Annotated in this window: 19 protein-coding genes and 1 other RNA gene; 5 read left to right on the forward strand and 15 right to left on the reverse strand. The window is 64.8% G+C overall.

Going from position 1 to position 19,864, the window contains the following annotated elements; translation table 11 throughout:
* Window positions 1-12 precede the first annotated feature (12 nt).
* From BT183_RS06535 to BT183_RS06545, 4 genes are all read left to right on the forward strand, one after another.
* The gene (locus tag BT183_RS06535; RefSeq protein WP_072340066.1) at window positions 13-1,188 is read left to right on the forward strand and encodes a tyrosine-type recombinase/integrase; all 1,176 of its coding nucleotides are present in this window, start codon (window positions 13-15) and stop codon (window positions 1,186-1,188) included.
* Between the two features lie 328 nt (window positions 1,189-1,516).
* Window positions 1,517-1,645, forward strand: a complete 129-nt coding sequence (locus tag BT183_RS21000) for a DUF4426 domain-containing protein (protein ID WP_244545253.1) — start codon at window positions 1,517-1,519, stop codon at window positions 1,643-1,645.
* 34 nt (window positions 1,646-1,679) lie between these two features.
* Window positions 1,680-1,991, forward strand: a complete 312-nt coding sequence (locus tag BT183_RS06540; protein ID WP_084603287.1) for a helix-turn-helix domain-containing protein — start codon at window positions 1,680-1,682, stop codon at window positions 1,989-1,991.
* Window positions 1,992-3,020 (forward strand): reverse transcriptase family protein, encoded by a 1,029-nt coding sequence (locus BT183_RS06545; RefSeq protein WP_072340070.1) that lies wholly within the window; start codon window positions 1,992-1,994, stop codon window positions 3,018-3,020.
* Between the two features lie 7 nt (window positions 3,021-3,027).
* Here the strand turns inward: BT183_RS06545 and BT183_RS06550 are convergent, their stop codons facing one another.
* The 8 genes from BT183_RS06550 to BT183_RS06585 form a co-directional block, all read right to left on the reverse strand.
* On the reverse strand, window positions 3,028-3,531 hold the full coding sequence (locus BT183_RS06550; RefSeq protein WP_072340072.1) for a hypothetical protein: 504 nt from the start codon (window positions 3,529-3,531) through the stop codon (window positions 3,028-3,030).
* 142 nt (window positions 3,532-3,673) lie between these two features.
* A complete protein-coding gene (locus tag BT183_RS06555; protein WP_072340074.1) occupies window positions 3,674-4,102 on the reverse strand; it encodes a hypothetical protein in 429 nt (142 codons plus the stop codon).
* 336 nt (window positions 4,103-4,438) lie between these two features.
* Entirely contained in the window at window positions 4,439-4,852 is a 414-nt protein-coding gene (locus BT183_RS06560; RefSeq protein WP_072340076.1) for a hypothetical protein, read from the reverse strand.
* Window positions 4,839-5,135 carry a hypothetical protein gene (locus tag BT183_RS06565; protein ID WP_143145685.1) on the reverse strand — a complete coding sequence of 99 codons (297 nt, stop codon included), beginning with the start codon at window positions 5,133-5,135 and terminating at the stop codon, window positions 4,839-4,841. Before BT183_RS06565 ends, BT183_RS06560 begins: the two co-directional genes overlap by 14 nt.
* Window positions 5,136-5,315: 180 nt before the next feature.
* Window positions 5,316-6,311, reverse strand: a complete 996-nt coding sequence (locus BT183_RS06570; RefSeq protein ID WP_072340080.1) for a hypothetical protein — start codon at window positions 6,309-6,311, stop codon at window positions 5,316-5,318.
* A gap of 744 nt (window positions 6,312-7,055) precedes the next feature.
* Entirely contained in the window at window positions 7,056-9,425 is a 2,370-nt protein-coding gene (locus tag BT183_RS06575) for a DUF5906 domain-containing protein (RefSeq protein WP_072340082.1), read from the reverse strand.
* Entirely contained in the window at window positions 9,418-10,119 is a 702-nt protein-coding gene (locus BT183_RS20725; RefSeq protein ID WP_072340084.1) for a hypothetical protein, read from the reverse strand. Before BT183_RS20725 ends, BT183_RS06575 begins: the two co-directional genes overlap by 8 nt.
* A gap of 250 nt (window positions 10,120-10,369) precedes the next feature.
* Entirely contained in the window at window positions 10,370-11,059 is a 690-nt protein-coding gene (locus tag BT183_RS06585) for a hypothetical protein (protein ID WP_072340086.1), read from the reverse strand.
* Between the two features lie 157 nt (window positions 11,060-11,216).
* On the opposite strand from BT183_RS06585, the gene BT183_RS20430 reads away from it, so the two are divergent.
* Window positions 11,217-11,432, forward strand: coding sequence for a hypothetical protein (locus BT183_RS20430; protein ID WP_143145686.1), 216 nt, complete (start codon window positions 11,217-11,219; stop codon window positions 11,430-11,432).
* A 542-nt stretch (window positions 11,433-11,974) separates the two neighbouring features.
* Here BT183_RS20430 and rnpB read toward each other — a convergent pair.
* The 7 genes from rnpB to katG all read right to left on the reverse strand — a co-directional run bounded on the left by rnpB (window position 11,975) and on the right by katG (window position 19,813).
* Window positions 11,975-12,365: RNase P RNA component class A (gene rnpB, locus BT183_RS06590), an RNA gene on the reverse strand.
* 32 nt (window positions 12,366-12,397) lie between these two features.
* Window positions 12,398-13,099, reverse strand: a complete 702-nt coding sequence (locus BT183_RS06595) for a molecular chaperone DjiA (RefSeq protein ID WP_072341656.1) — start codon at window positions 13,097-13,099, stop codon at window positions 12,398-12,400.
* Window positions 13,100-13,249: 150 nt separating this feature from the next.
* Window positions 13,250-14,176, reverse strand: a complete 927-nt coding sequence (locus BT183_RS06600; protein WP_072340088.1) for a hypothetical protein — start codon at window positions 14,174-14,176, stop codon at window positions 13,250-13,252.
* Between the two features lie 119 nt (window positions 14,177-14,295).
* A complete protein-coding gene (gene metF / locus BT183_RS06605; protein WP_072341659.1) occupies window positions 14,296-15,186 on the reverse strand; it encodes a methylenetetrahydrofolate reductase [NAD(P)H] in 891 nt (296 codons plus the stop codon).
* Between the two features lie 26 nt (window positions 15,187-15,212).
* Entirely contained in the window at window positions 15,213-16,154 is a 942-nt protein-coding gene (locus BT183_RS06610) for an ArsR/SmtB family transcription factor (protein WP_244545254.1), read from the reverse strand.
* A gap of 97 nt (window positions 16,155-16,251) precedes the next feature.
* Window positions 16,252-17,382 (reverse strand): DUF2336 domain-containing protein, encoded by a 1,131-nt coding sequence (locus BT183_RS06615; RefSeq protein WP_072340092.1) that lies wholly within the window; start codon window positions 17,380-17,382, stop codon window positions 16,252-16,254.
* A gap of 232 nt (window positions 17,383-17,614) precedes the next feature.
* Window positions 17,615-19,813 carry a catalase/peroxidase HPI gene (gene katG, locus BT183_RS06620; RefSeq protein ID WP_072340094.1) on the reverse strand — a complete coding sequence of 733 codons (2,199 nt, stop codon included), beginning with the start codon at window positions 19,811-19,813 and terminating at the stop codon, window positions 17,615-17,617.
* Window positions 19,814-19,864 lie beyond the last annotated feature (51 nt).

Raw genomic sequence — 19,864 nt, forward strand, 5'->3', positions numbered from 1 at the left:
CGGCTGGAGCCGATGGTACGGGTCAGGCTGAGCGACAAGCGGTTGGACGCAATTCGCCCGAAGAACAGGGCTTACGACATCTGGGACAGCGAGGCGCCCGGCCTGATCGTTCGGGTCACCCCTCTCGGCCACCGCTCCTATATGCTCTGCCGGCGAATGCCGGGCAAGACCAATCCGACCCGCCGGCTGATCGCCGAGGTGGGCGCCGTGCAACAGGAGGCAGCCCGCAAGATCGCGCGCGACTGGACAGCGCTGGTCGTGCAGGGGGTCGATCCCGGCAGTCTTCGTATGCAGCAGACGGCCGAAAAGCCCGTGCTGACCTTCCGGGTGCTGGCCGAGACGTACATCAAGAAGCGCGTCCGTGCCCTCCGTCGCGGCGCGGCAGCCGAGCGTGAGGTGCGGCAGCTTATCGACCGATGGGGCAAGCTGCCCGTACCGGAACTCACCCGGACGCAGGTGGTCGCGTTCGTTGAGGAGCTCGGTGCCCGCTCCCCGTCCATGGCTCACCGGCTGTTCGCGCACCTTCGCGCCCTGTTCAACTGGGCTCGGGAACGCGGCACGGTAGAGGTGTCGCCCTGTGACATGATCCGGCCGGGCAAGCTCACTGGGAACCTCGAGCCGCGCCAACGAACCCTGACCGAGGCCGAGGTCCGCGCCTTCTGGATCGCCACCGGAAACATTCCTTACCCCCACGGCCCGCTACACCGACTGGTCCTGCTGACCGGAGCGAGGCTGCGCGAAGTGGCGGACGCGCAGTGGGACGAATTCGACCTGACCGAGAAGGTCTGGAACGTGCCGCCGGAGCGGAATAAGAGCCGCGCCATCCACATCGTGCCGCTCTCGGACGAGGCGGTTCGGCTGATCACCGCCCTGCCCCGCTATCGCTATTGCCCGTTCCTGTTCACCGCCGACGAGCGCAACGCCGTGCGCAACATGCATACGCCCAAGGCCCGGATCGATGACGAGATGAGGAAAGTTCTCGGGCGGCAGCCCACGCCGTGGGTGGTGCACGACCTGCGGCGCGTCGTCCGGAGCCGCATGGCGGAGATGGGAATACGCGAGGAAGTCGCCGAGCGCGTGCTCGGCCACGGGGCGAAGGACAAGCTGGTCCGGACCTACAACACCTACAGCTACCTGCCCGAAGTGCGGGAGGCGCTGGACCGGTGGGGCGAGGTGGTGGGGAAGTAGGGGTGAACCGACAGTTCGGCTCAGGCACCTTCAGAGCGCCGGTGTTGGATTATCACGGTTGGTGATATTTCATTTGCGCCTCAGGCCGAATCGTGCGACGAAGCCTTTGTGATGATTGTTCACGCAGTACCCGTCTATCGTTGGGGCCTCTGGCCCTGTGGAGGCGTGAAAGCCTCCAATTCAATCCCGACGACCGGTAGGGAGCGAGGCCGCGCGCCGCACCCGCCCGGGATCGGGTGCGGCAAATTCGAGGTAAAAACGACGCTGAACTGCTCCTCTGTTCGACGGGCGCCAACAATCCAGTTGGCGGAACAGAAGGAACTACAAAGTGAACGACAAACGTCATCACCAGCGTCGTCGCCGCCGGCTCAACTGGGGGGTGGTCTTTAAGACCATCACCTTTCTTGGGCAGGCAATCTACTACGTTGCCCGCTTCTGGTTCTCGGACCGGGAGTAAGCGGCGACCTCGAAACTAGCCGGAGGATTACGGTATGCCCGAACTGAAACGCCCTATGATCAACGATGCGCTCCGTCTGGTGCGCCTGTATTGGGGATATTCTCAGGCTGACCTCGCCAAAGACCTCGACCTCTCGCAGTCGATGATCTCGGAGATCGAACGTGGTGCCAAGGCGGTTACCTTAGATGTTTTGGAAAGGTACAGTGGCAAGCTGGGCATACGGATGTCGCAACTCCTGTTCTTCGCAGAGGAATTGGAAACTGAACCCGCGCAGAGGCGGGGCAAACTCCTCGTAGCTGGTCACGTATTGAAGCTTCTGGAGAACTTGGCGCCGGTGAACCTTTAAATGCCGGTCACTAAGAAGGTGCAGCGCGCAGAGCGCTATCCAATCGCTCGCTCCCCTTTCAGCATGCGGCCCACCCAACGCGAGGTCGCAAGGCTGCTTGGAGAGAGCCGCGACAACCTTCGGCGTCTCGTGAACTACAAGGAGCAGTTCGTCCAGCGGCGCGACCTTGAGATAAACGGAAAGTTGCGTCACCTCGCCTACCCCGAGTCCAGGCTCCGGTCTGCCCACGAACGGCTGAAGTTCCACCTGAACAAGATTCAGCAGCCCGCCTATCTATTCAGCCCGCGCCGTGGCAAAAGCCAGCGGGACAATGCCGCACTCCATCTGGAGCAGGTCCAATATCTGACGCTGGACCTGAAGCAGTTCTACCCTTCGACGACCAGTGCCATGGTGCGCAGGTGGTTCATTAACGACTTAGGGATGTATCAAGACGTAGCGGGTCTCATGACCCACCTCGTCACCATCGACGACAAAGTTTCGTTCGGTTCGCCCCTGACTCCTGTGCTGTGCACGATGGTGCATCGCAGAATGTTCGACCAGATCGCGGATATCTGCCGCGCGCGTGGGCTGAACATGTCGTTGTGGGTCGACGACCTGACCATCTCGGGTCAGTTCGTAACTCGGGAAGTTCTGCGAGAAGTTAGGACCGTGGTCCGAGCGTTCGGCCTGAAGACGCACAAGATCAAATATCGAACTGGCAACCGCCCTGTCTTCATCACCGGCATCGGGGTAGTTGGTTCCAACCTTGTCGCCCCGGCCAAGATGAACTTGAAGATTAAGGCAGCATGGGAGGCCTACCACGCGGCACAGACGGACGCCGAGCGGGATGCCTGCGCTCAACACCTACTGACCCTACTGGGAACAGTCAGGCACATAGCGCGCCGAGGCAGTCCCTTGGCCCGGCGGGTTGCTGACCAGATGAACTCTCTACGCCAGAAGCGAGCCGTATTGACGGTGACGACCACGACCCGTTCTGCTCAAGCGGGCGCAGCGCTAATCGCAAACGACGCAGTCGGCGACCCGTTCTAAGCCTGCGTCATCCGACAGGCATGACCCACACCACCGCCTGCCCCTTCCGGGCCTTCGCCCTGAGCCGGTTGCCCACGTTCATCCTCGCCTGCCCGACATTCAGCCGTTCGTAGGCTGGATTCCACACCCCATTCGCCTCGGCCAGCGCGCGCAGCTTGACCCGATCGACCCGCCCGTTGTCGTCGGCCACTGCCTTGCTCAGCTGCTGGGCGAAGTCGTCCGGCTTGTGGTCGCGCTTATAGTCGGGCTTGATCACCGAGCGGCTCGGCTTCGGTGCGGGTGCCTCGACGGGCTGCTGCCCGTCTGACGCGGTTCCCCTGCGCGGACGGCCCCCCTTGAACGCGGGCACGAGTTCCGCCTCGACCTCGTCCACGGCGGCGGTCTCGCCGTCCTGATCGTGATCGAGGGCAGCAGCGTCGGATGCGGCGGCGTTCTGCTGCGCCGGCAGTGGATTCTTGCGGGGGCGACCGGGACGACGGGGTGCGGTAGTGGCGGTGCTGATCTTGGTCATAGTGAGCTCCGAGGTTGTGGCTTCGTTGACAACACAACGGAAACACGCCCGGCAGCTTGGAACAATTCCCCATACATTCCAGTGCGTTAGACCAATTCCCCATGACCCTTAGGCGGCTCGCCTGTAGCCATTTATCTGAGGTTTAGGTCTCGCTACCCAGATCGTGCTGCTCGGTGTCAGGCAGCGAATCGAATGCAAGCAACACGGGCTTGCGTTCGTCCTGCGCAGCCCAGCGCCACACCTCGAACATAGCCGCTCGGTACGGCCCAACGAACCCGCCGGGCCACAATTCGCTGTCTGGAGACGACCGCAGTTGCTCGTTGGTCCGATAAATATAGAATTGAGTCTGGCCCTCTAGGACGCGCTGCTTGCCAACCTTCACTAGGCCTTGGAAGGCTTTGTGAAGCTCGAAGAGCGCCTTCTTGGTATCCATTGGAAACTGGCGACGCCCCGCCAGCAAGTCGCGCGCGAAGCGTTCAGAGAACCCGCCGATCTCGGCCACATCTCGGGCTGAGAGGCCGAGGTAGGAACACATGGTGGCGTAAAGCGCATCCTGACGATGGTTCGTCATTCTCTTCTCTCCTGAGAGGCGCGGCCCGATGCCGTCTGCCTGACCACAGTTCTAGTTCCGTTTTCGGAACTTCGCAAGGGGTTTGTCCAGCGTACAGATGGACGGCCGGGGTCACTGCGGGGGGGGCCATCAACCGGCTCGACAGAGATGCGGCTTAGCGGGAGCCGTATCGGGAGACCCGAGCCCTGCCTGCGCTACATCTATAGCGGCGGGCCTCGTCTCACGTCTCCCGATACCCTAGGAGCGCAGAGACGAGGGTATCGGTGGCTCATAGGGGCGCCACGGCCATGGCGAGGAGGCCCGAGACCACCAGCAGCAGGAACAGTGCGGCGCCCGTCACCGCAGCAACAGAGGCGTTCCCGCCCGCTGCCTCGCCCGCAGGCGTCCGAGAACACCAGCCATGACGCTGCCGGTCGAGAGAGTGGAATAGCGCGGCAGCCAGACCCCGTTAGCCTCAGCGAGTCGCCGCAGCTTCTCGCGGTCAGTGCGCCCGTCAACACCGGCGGCGAAGCGCCGGACCTGTTCCCCGAGAGCGTCGGGGCGCTGCTGGGAACCGGCACGGTCCGGCTCATGCCCGCGCGCCTCGCGGGCGTCGACATCGAGGGCGAGCAGCGAGAACGTCTCGGGCGCACGAAGGCAAGCGAGCTCGAACGCATCTGCCAGCGACATTCCCGGGCGACGCTGGGCGCGCGCGGCCGAGGCGAGGTGAACCTGAGCCCCTGCCCGCGTCAGCGGCTCAGTGCCGGCCATTCCACTTGGCCCAGATCGCCTGCGTGGTGTCGACCGGCTTTGCCGGCTTCGCCGCGTTGCGGTGGTTCCAGATGGTGATGGCGTCGAGCGTGATCGGGCGCGACGGCTGATCGCTGCACCAGCGGGCGTGGAACGCGTGCCCGAGGCTCGAGCGCTGCCACTCCTGCTCGTGGGCGCTGTAGAAGTCGGTGTCGCCCCGCGCCAGCGCGTCGGCCAGCGCGTCCATCAGCACGATCTCGTGCGGCGCCACCTGCCGGTGTTCCTCGACTTGAACTCTGCTCATCTTTCATCCTTTCCAGTTTCGACCGGGTCGGGGCCGGAGGCCTTGTGCGCTTGCCCCGACCCGGCCTGTGAGACCGGCGCGCCCATCAACGCCCGGCCACTGGCTCCATTTCGGGGCTAGGTCCCCTGAGGGCGGAACCGAAACCCTCTCGCCGCCGTCCCAAGTTCGGCAGCAAGCTTGTCACGCCAGCCCGAGAACAGCTTTCGGGTCGGCATTCGGCCGGCGCAGCACCACGGTGCCCACCTCGGCCATGATCATGATCAGCGCCTCTTCGCGGCGCTCGGCATTGAGCAACTGACCGTCGAGCTCCTTGAGCTTGCGGGCCTTGTCGAGTTCGCCGAGCGTGAAGCGGCCTTGAAGCTGCGCATCGACCTCCTGTTCAAGCCGGCGCACGACGGCGTCAGGGTTGAGAAAGCAGAGATAGGCCAGCGTCGGGTCGGGTTCGGCGCTAGCCAGATCGATGGCGACGCCGTGGTGAATGGCGCCGACGAGGCGCACGCGGTCGGCCATCATCTTGACCCACGGGCGGATGCGGGCCTTGGCTTCTGACGCACTCATCGGAGCGCGCTCGATCCGCTTGCGCTCGGCAGTAAGCGCGGCGATCAGGTCGCGCAGTTCGGAAAGCCCCTGCCCGTAAGGCTTGCCTGCGAAGACTGCAGGAGGCTCCAAGGGGACGGGCGCGAACCGGCCGGTGTGCTTGTCCAGCCAGCGTTCAAGCGCGGCGACGAGACCATTGAGAGCCTGCCACTGCCGGCCACGTTCCGCCTGCAAGGCGCGGGCAGCCTCGTACTCAGTCTTGAGCCGGTCGAGCCGATCATAGGCCTCCTGCCGGCGCGCGTCGAACTTCTTGGCGTCGGCAGCGTGCGCTGCCTCGGACGCCTCGGTGGGGGAGCCGTCCCGGCCCATGCGGAGCGGCGCGAGGGTGACCTGCCGGAGGTCGAGCTTTTCATACTCAGCAACGAGGCGCTCGGCGGGGATGAGGTCGCTGTCGGGGCCGCGAAAGGCGAAAACGGCGGACTGGGCGGCTTCGTACAGGACGCGAGCGTCGTCGCGGGCGCGGCGTAGGGCGACGAGCTTTCCGGCGGCAGTGGCCGGCAGTCCCTCCGGCAGCGTGGCGACAGGATCGGAAACGGTGATGGTGGGCGCGGGCGCGTCAGGCGCGGCGGTGATGAACATGGCTCAGGGCTCCGGGTGGCAGCAAGCGACCGGCCGGGCAGCCTTCCGCGAGCCGGCACAGGCGCGGCCCGAGGGCACGGAGAATGCATAGGCATGGAACACGGGCTGCCCCACCGGTCTCGGTCTTCTCCGAAAACCGAAACATGGCGCGGGGCTCGGCACAATTTGGAATTCGGTTCGGAGAGGCAGGTGAAGCGGGCGGGCGGCTGACCCGCTCGGCGAGGGGCCTGCGGCAGGTCAACGGGTAAGAAAATTCTCCGCGATATTCCATGCTCAAGGGGGGCCTGAGCTTTCTGCCGCCCCATATAGGGCTGGCACCGGGGAGGACCCGAACTTGAGGGAATTCAGACCGGCGCCGGCGCCGTCACAGCTACCGCGTCCGTCACGCTGTGACGACTGCGCACCGACCGAGAGAGCCCGCCGTCCGGGGCCTGTGACCCTCCGACACCCCCGTCACACCTCGGTGCCCAGCGTATACCCCTATCGGGACCCCCGGCGGCCCTGCCCGGCGGTCCCCTCTCTGACCCCCAACCCCCTCAGAGGAGATGGGACGGTGTGACGGTTAGGCCAAGATGCCCGGCCGACGGGGCCTCGCACCCGTCACACCAGCCCGTCACATCTGGCGTCACACCGCGCATTACCACAGACCACATGACATGTTGGTGAGCACGACCCACATCTGCCGACCTGACTGATCACCGACCCGGCCACGGTGATCACCCCTCTGAGGATCGACCACAGCGCTCAGAATTTGCCCCCGGACATCTTGTTAGCAACTTGCTCACGCCGGTTCTTCTCGCGCTGCCGGGCCTGGGCTCCTTCCATCGGAATAATCTCGGCAAGTTCGCTTACCGTACTCGCTTCCGGCAGGTGTTGATCCTCTCCATCCACCTCGTGCCATACCATAGAGTGCCCCATATACTGCTCGAAGCCGCGCCGCGCCTCGGCAAGCGAAGGAAAGTTGGTGATGACGCGGGGCCGACTGCTCATGCCTCGGACCTCAGGTCGCTGTGTCTCGGGCAGTTGCGGATTGTCCATGCGCAGCTGGGTGTAGTCGAAATCTCCGATCCCAAGGTACTGGCGCAACTGCTTCAACATCTTCTGCATGGGGGGCACGAAGCGGATATTGCGCTGGCGAAGCGCAATCTGCAGCGACACCAGCAGCGCCTGCGTCGACACCGCAGCCGGCCAGAACCGGGCTGCGCCCGCCTTCTCATCGTCCAGCTTGGGCGACTGAGCCCAACCAAGGTCTTCTGGTAGCAGCTGTCCGCCCATCAGGGTCTCGAGCCACCAGTCGCGTACCGGGTCCAGTTCCTCAAGCTTGAGGTCCAGCAGGTCCTTGTTCTTGAGATTGATGACCGGAATGGTCGCGTCGTACTCAAGTTCGTGCGCCAGATACTGGTGCAGACGTGCCGGCCCCCCATTCTCCAGTTCGTGCACCACGCGCGCGATGAGTTCGGACGAGGCTTTGCGTTCGCCCAAATGAACGGTGGTGTGGCGACGGTCATCGCGCTCGGCTAGAGCGGCCCGGTCATAGTTCGAGGTCATGATGAGGCGCAGGTGGTTACGCACTTGATAGGCGTTGACGCCTTTCGGCTCGATGGTGTGCGTCGGGTCAGTGATCAGTCGCTTGATGACCGGGCGGTGTTCCTTGTCGCCCGGCCATAGGGCCTCGGCCGAATGCAGCAGCAGAATGTCGGCGAGGTGTGCGTTGAAATGACCGGTGACATGTCGAGCGTCCGACACTTCCATGTAGTGGCGTCCCAGAATGCGTCCGACATACTCCACCGCCAGCGACTTCCCCGCACCCTGCCGCCCGATCCAGACCGGTGCGGTGCGCGGCTTCTTGCCCGGCTCCCGCAGCATCTGGGCAAACCAGTTGAGGTGCCAGCGATACACCTCCTCGTCGCCGCCGCAAATCACGTCGCGCAGCAGTTCGAGCCACGCATCGCATGACCCGGCCGTCGAAGGCTCCTCGGCCCAACCGCGCCACATGTTCAACACGCGGGGCACGTCACCACCGGGAACGAAATCCAACGCGTCGTACTCGCGGCGCCGGGGGCTGATGAACCATGACCGGGCCTTGTTCTTCCGCGTGACCTTGCCGGTTTCATCTTTCGACTCGTAGAAGTCCGTGGCCCGCATGTCGAAGAACGCATCCTTGGTCATGTAGGACCACGGGGCGTCGGCCTGCGGCGGGTCGAGGTCAACGATGCGGAACGATCCCTTCATATTCACCGCCGCGAAGCGGTCGTTGTAGTCGGTGATGAAGTCCTCGTTGTCGGAGGCCCACTTAACGATGGCCTCCACCACCGGCACCAGCGAGTTGCCGACAAGCTTACGAAGCTTGCCCGCCCCAGCCGTGGCAACACCCTTCTGATCCCGCGCGAAGGTAAGGCGGATGGTCCGCAACCGCGACGTCTCGGAGTCACCCTCCCGCTCCATCACGGCAGCGATGACCGCCTCGACATCTTCCTGTGCCCAGCCCCGGTGCATCAGCAGGCCGGTGAGCGGCAAAAGGTGATTGTTGCGGACGCCGCTGCCCCACAGGTGTTCGGATATCAGCGCCGCGACGACCGTCATTCGGAACGCCTTGACGAGGCGGTCGACCTGATCCGGGGCGACTTCCGGCTGCCCGCCCTCGCTCCAAGCGATGACTTCCCCCGTGCCCTCGTGGATCGAACCAGGAAATACGGTCTGATGACCGTCGCCTCGCAACTCAATGACGGTTTCGTCGCGAATCGGGTCGAGGGCTTTAAGGTGACGAAAAACGATGTCGGTCGGCACCCTGTAGAGACGGTGCGAGCGCGGCTTGCCGTTGCGGCCGAAAACGGCATCTGTGGGGGGAAAAAACTTCTCGGCGAAGAACACTGCCGAATTGGTATCGAGATCGACATCGATCAGTCCACCATGCGACGGACCCAGCGCCATACCGATGCCGAAATCCCCCTTCCGCCAGAAGTCCTCTCCTGGCGGAAGGTAATCAGGCTTCTCAAATCCGCCCGAAATAGCGGATTTGCTCGCTGCATGAAGAGCGACCGGTTTGAAGCCATGGCGCATAGCCCAGTCGAGGGTCTCCATGACCTCGGGGGCGCTCTTGATGCCTTTAGCCATTAGCAGGCCCCTGGAGAGACAGCTTGATGCAGACGCTCCGCGTGTCCCAGTATTCCTCGGGGATGTCGCTCGAAACGTCGTAGCCCCTGAACTTGGGCCGTGCTGCCTGAAGCTTGACATGAACCCTCATGCGGCTCGGGAGCGTAACCGTAATGCCGACGGCGCCGCGCTTTTCCTGAGCGGGAGCATTGCGGGAAGCCGCAATATGTCCGAGGTCGAACGAGACATCCACATTGCTACCCAAGGCAGTCCAGTTGGCATTCTCAATCGCCACCTCGAGCGCACCCGAGGGAAAGCAGATCGCGTGCATCAGGGGAGCACCGTCGCCGTCGAGGAAGAGATCCCCGAGGCAAAGGGTGGCGACAAGAGGATCGACGCGGTCGATGAAGATGCCGTCGGCCAGACCGATAATAACCGGCGTCGTGTCGAACAACTTCGCGATCACCGTCTCCGAACGCTGGAGAATTCCCGGAGCAAGGGTTTCCCGCCCGCCATAGAGCTTCGCAACGGTCGATTCCAAATCGATGACCGTGACACGCGAAAGGTCACGGGGGCTGCTACGGCGGGCATATTGCCCGCCGTCCTGCCCCGTGGTTTCATCAGGTTTCGACGGCTTCGGCTGGCTGTCGGTCTTCATGACCCCGCGCTCAATGCCCCCGAGCGCGGGGTCGTTCTTCTTATCGTCAGCAGACATGGCTGCCTCCTATTCTATGGCGCACATCGGTGCGCCGATGGAACATCGAGGCGTCGGCTATGACTGAGGCGTAGTGATACTACCCAACTCGCCGACTCCCCGGCGCGTCTCGCCGGGCGCGGCCACCTCGCGGCGGGGAGCCGTCCGGTGGCCGCTGCATCTGGCGAGATGCGCAAGTCTAGCGAAACATGGGAGGTATGCTTCTGACCAAGACCCGGACTGTCGCACGGAACTGCGGAGTCAGGTGCGCTTACGGGGCCGGTTCCCGGCGCGCTTTCGTTGGCTGATGCCGATCGGTGCCCCGGAGAATGTGGTTCAGGTCGTGGTGTATAGTGAACGCTTCGGCGTGATCCGCTTGGGGCAGATTTTTCAGCAGCGCGACCACCAGCTTGACCACTGGGTGGTCGGGCACTTGGAAGGTTTCGCCCTCGAAGTTCTGGCTAGCTCGGGACGGCGGGGGAGTTGCCGGTTCGAGGTTTTCATCGATCTGTTCAGGCGACAAAGGTCGTGCCTTTTGCCACACTGCCAGCACTTCGCGGACGAGGGCGCGCCGGACTCCAGCCTCCATCCCACGAGGGTTGTCCAAGAACTCGTTCCACTCGTCCGGCGACAGAAAGCCGGGGTTCGCGTACTGGGCACCGTTGTGCTCAAGGTCGAACCTGAGGTGGTAGAGTGCGGTGGCCGTGGCAAATTCTGCGACCGCCGCGTCCGATAGATCATATCCTGCGAACTTGGACAGCAACTCTCGGTCCATGCGGAACACGAGCCGCCGCGCGAGTTCTCGGACTGCTGGCGGGTGGTGTTCGGGATCAGACGAGAATGCTCCGTACAAAAACCGGTCTTCGCTCGGATGGTCGAAGTCCCCGTCGCGGGCTGCTCGGAAGTGGCGCAACAAGGCACCAATTTGCGCCTTCCGACGCTCGTCGTTCTTGTCTGCCATCTCGCGCCTCTCGCCATGAGGTGGGCGGCTGTCGCGCCCTACCCTAATCCGAACATGGCGAGGCATATGGGGACAAGGTGGAACTGTAACGGCCCCCGCCACCCCCTGTAGACCTGCGCCAGTTACTGTAAGAAGGTGACGAAGCAGGAGGGAACTGATGGGGAAGCAGATCAAGTTGGAAGTCTCGGTCTACTACAGCGACAACAGCAGGCGCATACACCTTTTGTTCGGCGATTTTCGAGCGACCGTAAGTGGCAGTCCCGAGCGCGTGAACTACCATCCCGAACTGGTCCGAAAGCTGGGCCAAGTTCTGAGAGAAGCTGGCAAGCCGGCACCGCAGACGCATCTTGATGATAGGGATCAGCGCAGTTGAGCAACTCGATTCTATTGGAGCAGGGTTTCCAGCTTGTGGGGTCGTGGAAGACGGCCGAATGCAGACCCTATCGATCGGCAGCGTGGCTCAGATATCAACCGGGATTATACGCGTTCGTGGTCAACTCTACTGTCGTATACGTGGGTTTGAGCAATTCGCTGCACAGCCGTCTGCGCAACTACGGGAACCGAGCGTTCCGAAACGGTAGCGTCCCACAACGCGGGGCTCACATAGGGATTGCAGCTTCGGTTGGTGCAAATTTCGAGGTCGTCGTCTTCGCTAAGGTGCTGGAAGGTGCCGACGATGTGACGTTGTTGGCTCAGGAGACGGCGCTAATCAACGCCTTGAGGCCTGCTTGGAACAGGACCTATTCTCGTCTGTAGATGTTGCTCCCGGCCCGACTGCTCAGCCGTTGCTCCCGGGTTGATGTGCGCTCTCGTCGGGCGACACCTCAACAGGCCAGTTTCTTCTTTGGAAACAGCACCTTGACGCCCCCAAGGTGCCGAAGGGGCGAGCCTCTCGACCCACCCCTTCCACATTTCGTTGCCAGTTGGCCTGTAAGCCGGGTTCTGTATGGCCCGCGCCTCGCGACGCGGACGTGACGGCCATTCCTCTAGGCGACGGCTTGCGCCGCAGCTCGAGCAACCAACCCGGACGACCAGCCTCGAAACCGGCCTGAGGTTGCCCTCGCGTCGTCCCTATTTGGTTTTGCTCCCGGTGGGGTTTACCATGCGGGTCCTGTTACCAGTCCCCCGGTGCGCTCTTACCGCACCCTTTCACCCTTGCCGCGGCCGAGGCCGGGCGGTTTGCTTTCTGTGGCACTTTCCCTGGGGTCGCCCCCGCCGGCCGTTAGCCGGCACCGCATTTCGATGGAGCCCGGACTTTCCTCGCGCCGGCGCTTGCGCACCGGCCCGCGGCCGTCCGGCCAACTGGCCCCGCGATGTAGGGAGCCGCAGGCCACTCCGTCAAGAGATCTTGCGGCGCGTCAACAGCCCATAGGCCTGATTGATCGCCGCCATGCGACCGGTGGCAACCGCAATCAGCTCCTCGGGCACGCCCTTGGCGATCAGCCGATCCGGATGATGCTCGGCCACGAGCCGGCGATAGACCCGCCGGATTTCATCCGCATCCGCGCCCTGCGCCAGACCCAGCACCGCCCATGGGTCGACCCCGTCATCGGAGAGCACATGCTGCGCGGCGAGCTGCTCGAACCGTGCATCATCGAACCCGAAAATGCCGCTGACGCGCTTGAGGTAATCAAGCTCGGCCTCGTGGATCAGCCCGTCGGCGCTGGCGATATAGAATAGACCGTCAAGAACGTGCTCGAGCGTGTCGGGACTGTCACGGAAGAACCGCCCGACCTTTCCTGCATAGGCCTCGAATCCCGCCACATCCTGCTTGGCGAGATCGAAGACGCGCTGCACCTGCTCCTCGATCGCGGGCGGAATATCCACCGTCCGGCTGAAGGCGCGCATCTCGGCTGCCGTTACGACGCCGTCGGCCACCGCCATTTTGGCCGACAAAGCGATCAAAGCGAGGGTAAAGGCGGCATCGCGGCCACCGGGCAGCCAGGTGTCGGGATCGAACAGATTGGCAAGCGAGCCGACGATCCCGGTCCGCCGCGAGACCGATCCCAAAATGCCGGCAATACGATCCCTGACGGACACGGCGCGCTCCGATTCGGCGCGAGGATAATGGCTGGGACAGAAATTGAAAGCCGCCCGCCCCACCAACCGGCGCACCGAGCAATCCCGCCCGCTGCTCCGCAGCGGAACAGGAAGGGTTTCGATCAGCGGCGCGTGACCCAGCATCATGGCTTACCAGCGGCTATAGGGGCTGTCGCTGAGCCAGAAGCCGCCCGGCACATAGTCGCGGCTGTCGCCGACATCGGCGGGAGGCAGCGGACGCCGTGGCGTCTGGTAGCGGGGCGCCGGCTCATCCTCGGCCAGAAGCCCGCGGCTCGCGAGATAATCGGCCAGCGAGCCAGACTGCCAGCCCGCCAGATCATCCTGCGTGATGATGCGGCCCTCGTTGGAGGGCGCCGGGCGGACGGGCTGTCCGATGCTGGCTTCATCGATGATCAGCGGCGCGTCGGCGGGGCGCGACGGCGCGATGGGCCCCGGCGTGGCAGCTGTCGTGGGATAGGCCGGCGGATAACTGGGCAGTGCGGCGGTTTGCACGCCTGCAAGGTCGGGCCGGTTGGCCGGGCGCAGGTCGCGCGGCAGCGGATAGGGCACCGCCTGCCGGGCATCGACCGCCGCCACCTGCGTGGTCGCGCCAGCAGCGGGCACCGACCCGGTGGGAGCCGAGGGCAGGATCGGAATGGTGTTCGCTGCGGCCGGCGGCGTCGTACGCGGCACGGCGGGCTTTGCCGGCGCCGCCGTCCCGCCATCGGAGATATAGCTCGGAAGCGCCTTGCCACCCGAGACGAAGCGATCAACCGGATCGCTGCTGTTGGCAGGCGCTGCATTCGTGGATGCGGTGCGCACCGGATCGACAGTGGCGGCGGCAGGCGCACGATCGATCTCGAGCACGGGGCGGCCGGTCGCGGCGGCAGGCACAGCAGCCGTTGTCGCCTCGCTTCTCGGCACGACGGGAATGGCCGTTGACGGCACCGCCTGCGGCTGCGCGCTCATGCTGCGCTCGCCCTGCCCGCCATTGAACATCTCGACGGATGGCACGGCCACAACGACGATCAGGCCGGTCCAGGCCAGGGCGCTGGTGATCTTCGGGTTGAGTTTCATCGCTCGCTATCCCGCAACTGACCCTCCCCCACGCGGGAAGGGACGCCAATAACATGGCCGATTTATGGATCGGCAGGTCGGACAGGATGCGACGTTCGCGATGAACCGCGTCTGAACGGTCAGGCCGTCGCCTGCGCCTCCGGCCGGATGCCGAGAAGGCGCGCCAGCGCCATCACCAGATTGGCGCGGTTGAGGGTGTAGAAGTGAAACTCCGTCACCCCGGCATCGACCAGTTCGAGCACCTGCTCGGCCGCCACCGCCGCCGCCACCAGCGCGTGGGTCTCGGGATCCTCCTCCAGCCCCTCGAACCGCTCGGCCAGCCACGAGGGAATGGTCGCCCCGCAGCGCGCGGCAAAGCCGGCGATCTGCCTGAAACTGTGGATCGGCTGGATGCCCGGCACGATGGGCGCGGTGATTCCGGCCCGCCGGGCCCGGTCCACCAGCCGCAGGTAATCGGCGTTGGAAAAGAACATCTGCGTGATGGCGCGATTGGCACCCGCATCGATCTTGCGCTTGAGGTTGTCGATATCGGCCTGCCAATCGGCACTCTGCGGATGCTTTTCGGGATAGGCAGCCACCGAGATGTCGAAATCGCCCAGCCGCCTGATGCCTGCCACAAGGTCCGCGGCATTGCGGTAGCCCTCCGGGTGCGGAGTGAAGGGCTGCCCGACACCCTCCGGCGGGTCCCCGCGCAGCGCCACGATCCTGTTGACCCCGGCGGCGCGATAGCCTTCGACCACCGCATCGACCTCTTCGCGGGACGCGCCGACGCAGGTGAGGTGCGCCGCGCTCGGCACGCCCGTCGTGGCCTCGATGCGGCTCACCATGCGCAGGGTGCGCTCGCGGGTCGAGCCCCCTGCCCCATAGGTCACCGACACGAAACGCGGGTTGAGCGGAGCCAGCCGGTTGATGCTCTCCCAGAAGCGGGCTTCCATCGCATCGGTCTTGGGCGGGAAGAATTCGAACGACACCGAGAGCGGCGGGCGCTGGGCCGGGCTCTGCCGGCTCATGCGGGCTTCATCGAGGAGGGTGACGCTCACGAGGCGCTCCTTTTCTGGTCGACCAGATGCCACAGCGAGACCGTGAGGCCGGCGGGATCGGCGGGATTGGGAAAATGGCGGATTTCGGCCACCGACAGCCGGGCGGCACTCGCCCAGCCCTGCATCTGGCTTTCGGAAAGGCCGAGGCGGCGATGCGCCTGTTCGGTGCGCAGGAATTCGTGGGCATGCGGGGCAAAATCCACCACCACCACGCTGCCCCCCGCAGCCAGCCCGTTGCGGGCGGCGGCCAGCATCCGCCCCGGATCGTCGAAATAATGCAGCACCTGATGCAGCACCACGACGTCGGCGGCCCGCGTCCCCGGCTCGAGATCGAGGATGTCGCCAAGGCGCACCTGCGCATTGGCGATGCCGGCAGCGGCAAGTTTGGCCCGGGCCACCGCGATCATCTCGCGGCTCGAATCGATGCCGACGCCCTGCCGGTAGAGCGGGGCCAGCAGTTCCAGCATCCGCCCTGTGCCAGTACCGAGATCAAGCAGCGTGTCGATCTGCCGCCCGGCCAGGATTTCGAGGGTTGCCGCTTCAACGGCCGCCTCGGGCACATGCAGGGCCCGCAACTGGTCCCAGCTGCCGGCGACCTTGGCGAAAAACGCCGTCGCCTGTGCGTGCTGGGCGGCGCGGATCGCGGCGAGCCGTTCCCTGTCGGCGGCATTTGCCGCATCGTCAGGGTCGAGTGCGCCGAGGAGCCAGCCGACGAGATCGCTGCCGGGCGGGCGATCGGCCAGCCGGTAATAGGCCCAGGCGCCCTCGGCATGGCGCTCGACCAGCCCGGCATCGGCGAGAAGTTTCAGATGGCGCGACACCCGAGGCTGGCTCTGCCCCAGAATCGCGGTGATGTCCTTGACCGAGAGTTCCCCGGCGCCCAGCAGCGCGAGCACGCGCAGCCTCGTGTCCTCGCCTGCGGCCCGCAGGGCACTCACCAATGTTCCGGCATCGACCATCTGACCGCCTGAGTGGATATAAAGATTTCTTTATATCCCGTCGCAGCATCGGTCCAGAGGCAAGTTGGCCCCTGCGTCAGGCTGCGCCGGCGGCGCGATCCTCGGCGGTCGCCCGGCGACGGAAGGCATGGGCCCGCCACAGGTCGAAGAGCTCGGTTGCCTCGTCCTGCTCCAGAGACTGGAAGCGCTTGTGCATGGCGGCGATCTCGGCCTCGGTCGGCATGTCGCGCCACGGCATGGTCGCGATCATCGCGTCAAAGAGGCTCGCCGGAACGCCGAGCGCCCGCATCGCCACCGTCACTGCCGAATAGTCCTGCATGGCGAGCCATTTGACCATCACCTCGGGCGCGATCTTGAGCTGCACCGCCAGCGCCGCCGCCGTGTGATGGCCGTAGCCGAAGCGCGCGAAGCGGGCCATGGCGCGCTCGTTGAGCTGCTTGCGGTCCGACAGCGCCTTGACCTGATTGTAGGCCACCTTCCAGTCATGGCTGGAAAAGCCGGCGCGATTGCGCATCCGGTTGTAGACCATGGCGTTGACGGCACCCGCCGTCACCGGGTCGACTGGCTGCACCCGCTGCCCGAGAACCTCGAGCACCTTGTCGCCCGCCGAGAGGATTTCGGAGCGCAGCGCCTTCCAGTCGATGTCGGATCGGCCGCGCAAATCCTCCGCCAGCCGCACATTTTCGCGCGCCCGGGCCACGAGGCGCTCGAGCATGTCGAGGCCGAGCTCGGCCTTGCGGTTGCGCACGAGCTGGGCAACCGAAGTATCCCCACCATGCTCGACGATGGCCTCGCCCACGCGCTCGGTGAGCTTGGAGCGGCTGGCGATCGCCACCCGATGGGCTTCGCTCTGCTTGGCCACGATGTCGATCAGATCGTCATCGGAGAGGACATTGGAAAATTCGAGCAGCGGCGCCGCTACCTGATATTCGTCATTGGCGAGCTTGACTACCACATTGCCGGGCGCGCGGTCGAGCGGCGCCAGAAGCTGGGCCACATGCGAGCGCGCCTCCACCTCCACCAGTTCGGCGAGCTGGCACAGCACTTCGTCATACTGGGCGACCTGCTCATCGTCGCAGCGATCGGACACATAGGAGTAAAGCTGGGCCATGTTGCGGAACAGCTTGTCGCGCTCGATGCTGCTGGCTTCGCCATTGAGCACGCGGAACGAGGAAAACGCCCGCTTGCCTTCGTCCATTTCGTCCATGTCGCGGTCTCCCCGGCAAGTGCCGTCGTGCCAAACTACTGCCTAGCCCCTCGCAGGCCGCTGAAGGCGACCGCACGATGTTGAACAAAATTGGCCGTGCTCCTGCAAAGCTTCGTTAATGCCCGCACGCCCTCCGGCCACATCGTTAATACCCTGTTACGCCTCGCGAAAACAAAAGGCCCCGTCCCTCTTTTGGGGGACGAGGCCTCAACGCTTTTCAGACCGTCAGGGTTCAGACGAGATCGAAGCGGTCGGCATTCATCACCTTGGTCCAGGCCGCAACGAAGTCGGTCACGAACTTCTGTCCGGCATCGGCCGAGCCGTAAACCTCGGCGATGGCGCGCAGCTGGGCGTGCGACCCGAAGATGAGGTCGACGCGGGTGCCCGTCCAGCGCGAGGCGCCGGTCTTGCGGTCACGTCCCTCATAAACCCCGTCCTGGCCCGGAGCGGGCTGCCAGACCGTGTCCATGCCCAGAAGGTTCATGAAGAAATCGTTGGTCAGCTGGCCCACGCGATGGGTGAAGACGCCATGCGCCGCGCCGCCATGATTGGCACCCAGCACCCGCAGACCGCCGAGCAGCACCGTCATTTCGGGCGCCGTCAGCGTCAGCAATTGCGCCCGGTCGACCATCGCCTCCTCGGGCTTCATGAACAGGGTCTTTTGCGAGTGCTTGTAGTTCCGGAACGCATCCTGGCGCGGCTCGAGCGCCCCGAAGGAGAGCGCGTCGGTCTGTTCGGCCGACGCATCCATGCGGCCGGGCGTGAAGGGCGCGGTCACCGCAAAGCCTGCATCCAGCGCCGCCTTCTCGACCCCGGCATTGCCGGCGAGCACGATGAGGTCGGCCAGCGAGATGCGCTTGTTGCCGGTCTGGGCGCCGTTGAACTCGGCCTGGATGGCTTCGAGCGTCGCCAGCACCTTGGCAAGCTTGCCCGGCTCATTGACCTCCCAGTCCTTCTGCGGGGCGAGGCGGATGCGCGCGCCATTGGCGCCGCCGCGCTTGTCCGAGCTGCGGAAGGTCGAGGCCGAGGCCCATGCGGTCGAGACGAGTTCGGAGACGCTGAGGCCCGAGCCCAGGATGCGCTGCTTGAGGGCCGCCACGTCCTGGTCCTCGACCAGCGGATGGTCGACGGCCGGGATCGGATCCTGCCAGATCAGCGTCTCGGCCGGCACCAGCTTGCCCTTGTAACGGGGCGCCGGACCCATGTCGCGATGGGTCAGCTTGAACCAGGCGCGCGCGAAGGCGTCGTTGAAGGCCTCTGGGTTCTCGTAGAAATGCCGCGAGATCTTCTCATAGGCGGGATCGAAGCGCAGCGACAGATCGGTGGTCAGCATGCGCGGGCGATGCTTGCGGGCCGGATCGAACGCGTCCGGCACGTCGGCCACGGCGGCCCTGGCCTCCCACTGCCAGGCGCCGGCCGGGCTCTTGGTCAGCTCCCACTCGTTTTCGAAGAGATTCTTGAAAAAGAAATTGTTCCAGCGCGTCGGGGTCTGGGTCCAGATCACCTCGGGCCCGCCCGTGATGGCGTCGGCGCCGAGGCCGGTACCGAACTTGCTGGTCCAGCCCAGGCCCTGCGCCTCGACGTCCCCGCCCTCCGGCTCGACGCCGATCAGGGAGGGGTCGCCAGCGCCATGGGTCTTGCCCAGCGTATGGCCGCCCGCGATCAGCGCCACGGTTTCCTCGTCGTTCATCGCCATGCGGGCGAAGGTCTCGCGGATGTCGCGCGCCGCCGCCACCGGGTCAGGCTTGCCGTTGGGGCCTTCGGGGTTGACGTAGATGAGGCCCATCTGCACCGCGCCCAGCGGCTCGGCCAGCTGGCGCTCGCCCGAATAGCGCTCGTCGCCCAGCCAAGTGCCTTCCGGACCCCAGTAGAGCTCCTCGGGCTCCCACACATCGGCTCGCCCGCCTGCAAAGCCGAAGGTCTTGAAGCCGCAATCCTCGAGCGCGACGTTGCCGGCGAGCACCATCAGGTCGGCCCACGAAATCTTGCGGCCATATTTCTGCTTGATCGGCCAAAGCAGCCGGCGGGCCTTGTCGAGATTGGCGTTGTCGGGCCAGCTGTTGAGCGGGGCGAAGCGCTGCTGCCCCTGCCCGGCGCCGCCGCGACCATCGGTGATGCGATAGGTGCCGGCGCTGTGCCAGGCCATGCGGATGAAGAGCCCGCCATAATGGCCGAAATCGGCCGGCCACCAGTCCTGCGACTGGGTCATCAAAGCGTGCAGGTCCTTGATCACCGCATCGATGTCGAGGCTTTCGAATTCCTTGGCGTAATCGAAGGTCTCGCCCATGGGGTCGGATTTCTGCGTGTGCCGGTGCAGAACGCCGATGTCGAGCTGGTTGGGCCACCAGTCACGGTTGCCGCGCCCGCGTGGAGTGTGCGCCACCGGGCACTTGCCCGAGCCCTGGCTGGCCTGGTCTGTGGTTGCGTCCATCGTCTGTCTCCGGTGCTTGGTCTGGTTCGGATCGATCCTGCAAGCCTGGCA

This window comes from Devosia enhydra (assembly GCF_900119845.1).
Classification (GTDB): domain Bacteria; phylum Pseudomonadota; class Alphaproteobacteria; order Rhizobiales; family Devosiaceae; genus FPKU01.

Coding starts and splice junctions, on each gene's coding strand:
- BT183_RS06535 (WP_072340066.1), top strand. CDS start 13: ATGGTACGGGTCAGGCTGAGCGACAAGCGGTTGGACGCAATTCGCCCG.
- BT183_RS06540 (WP_084603287.1), top strand. CDS start 1,680: ATGCCCGAACTGAAACGCCCTATGATCAACGATGCGCTCCGTCTGGTG.
- BT183_RS06545 (WP_072340070.1), top strand. CDS start 1,992: ATGCCGGTCACTAAGAAGGTGCAGCGCGCAGAGCGCTATCCAATCGCT.
- BT183_RS06550 (WP_072340072.1), bottom strand. CDS start 3,531: ATGACCAAGATCAGCACCGCCACTACCGCACCCCGTCGTCCCGGTCGC.
- BT183_RS06555 (WP_072340074.1), bottom strand. CDS start 4,102: ATGACGAACCATCGTCAGGATGCGCTTTACGCCACCATGTGTTCCTAC.
- BT183_RS06560 (WP_072340076.1), bottom strand. CDS start 4,852: ATGGCCGGCACTGAGCCGCTGACGCGGGCAGGGGCTCAGGTTCACCTC.
- BT183_RS06565 (WP_143145685.1), bottom strand. CDS start 5,135: ATGAGCAGAGTTCAAGTCGAGGAACACCGGCAGGTGGCGCCGCACGAG.
- BT183_RS06570 (WP_072340080.1), bottom strand. CDS start 6,311: ATGTTCATCACCGCCGCGCCTGACGCGCCCGCGCCCACCATCACCGTT.
- BT183_RS06575 (WP_072340082.1), bottom strand. CDS start 9,425: ATGGCTAAAGGCATCAAGAGCGCCCCCGAGGTCATGGAGACCCTCGAC.
- BT183_RS20725 (WP_072340084.1), bottom strand. CDS start 10,119: ATGTCTGCTGACGATAAGAAGAACGACCCCGCGCTCGGGGGCATTGAG.
- BT183_RS06585 (WP_072340086.1), bottom strand. CDS start 11,059: ATGGCAGACAAGAACGACGAGCGTCGGAAGGCGCAAATTGGTGCCTTG.
- BT183_RS20430 (WP_143145686.1), top strand. CDS start 11,217: ATGGGGAAGCAGATCAAGTTGGAAGTCTCGGTCTACTACAGCGACAAC.
- BT183_RS06600 (WP_072340088.1), bottom strand. CDS start 14,176: ATGAAACTCAACCCGAAGATCACCAGCGCCCTGGCCTGGACCGGCCTG.
- metF (WP_072341659.1), bottom strand. CDS start 15,186: ATGAGCCGGCAGAGCCCGGCCCAGCGCCCGCCGCTCTCGGTGTCGTTC.
- BT183_RS06615 (WP_072340092.1), bottom strand. CDS start 17,382: ATGGACGAAATGGACGAAGGCAAGCGGGCGTTTTCCTCGTTCCGCGTG.
- katG (WP_072340094.1), bottom strand. CDS start 19,813: ATGGACGCAACCACAGACCAGGCCAGCCAGGGCTCGGGCAAGTGCCCG.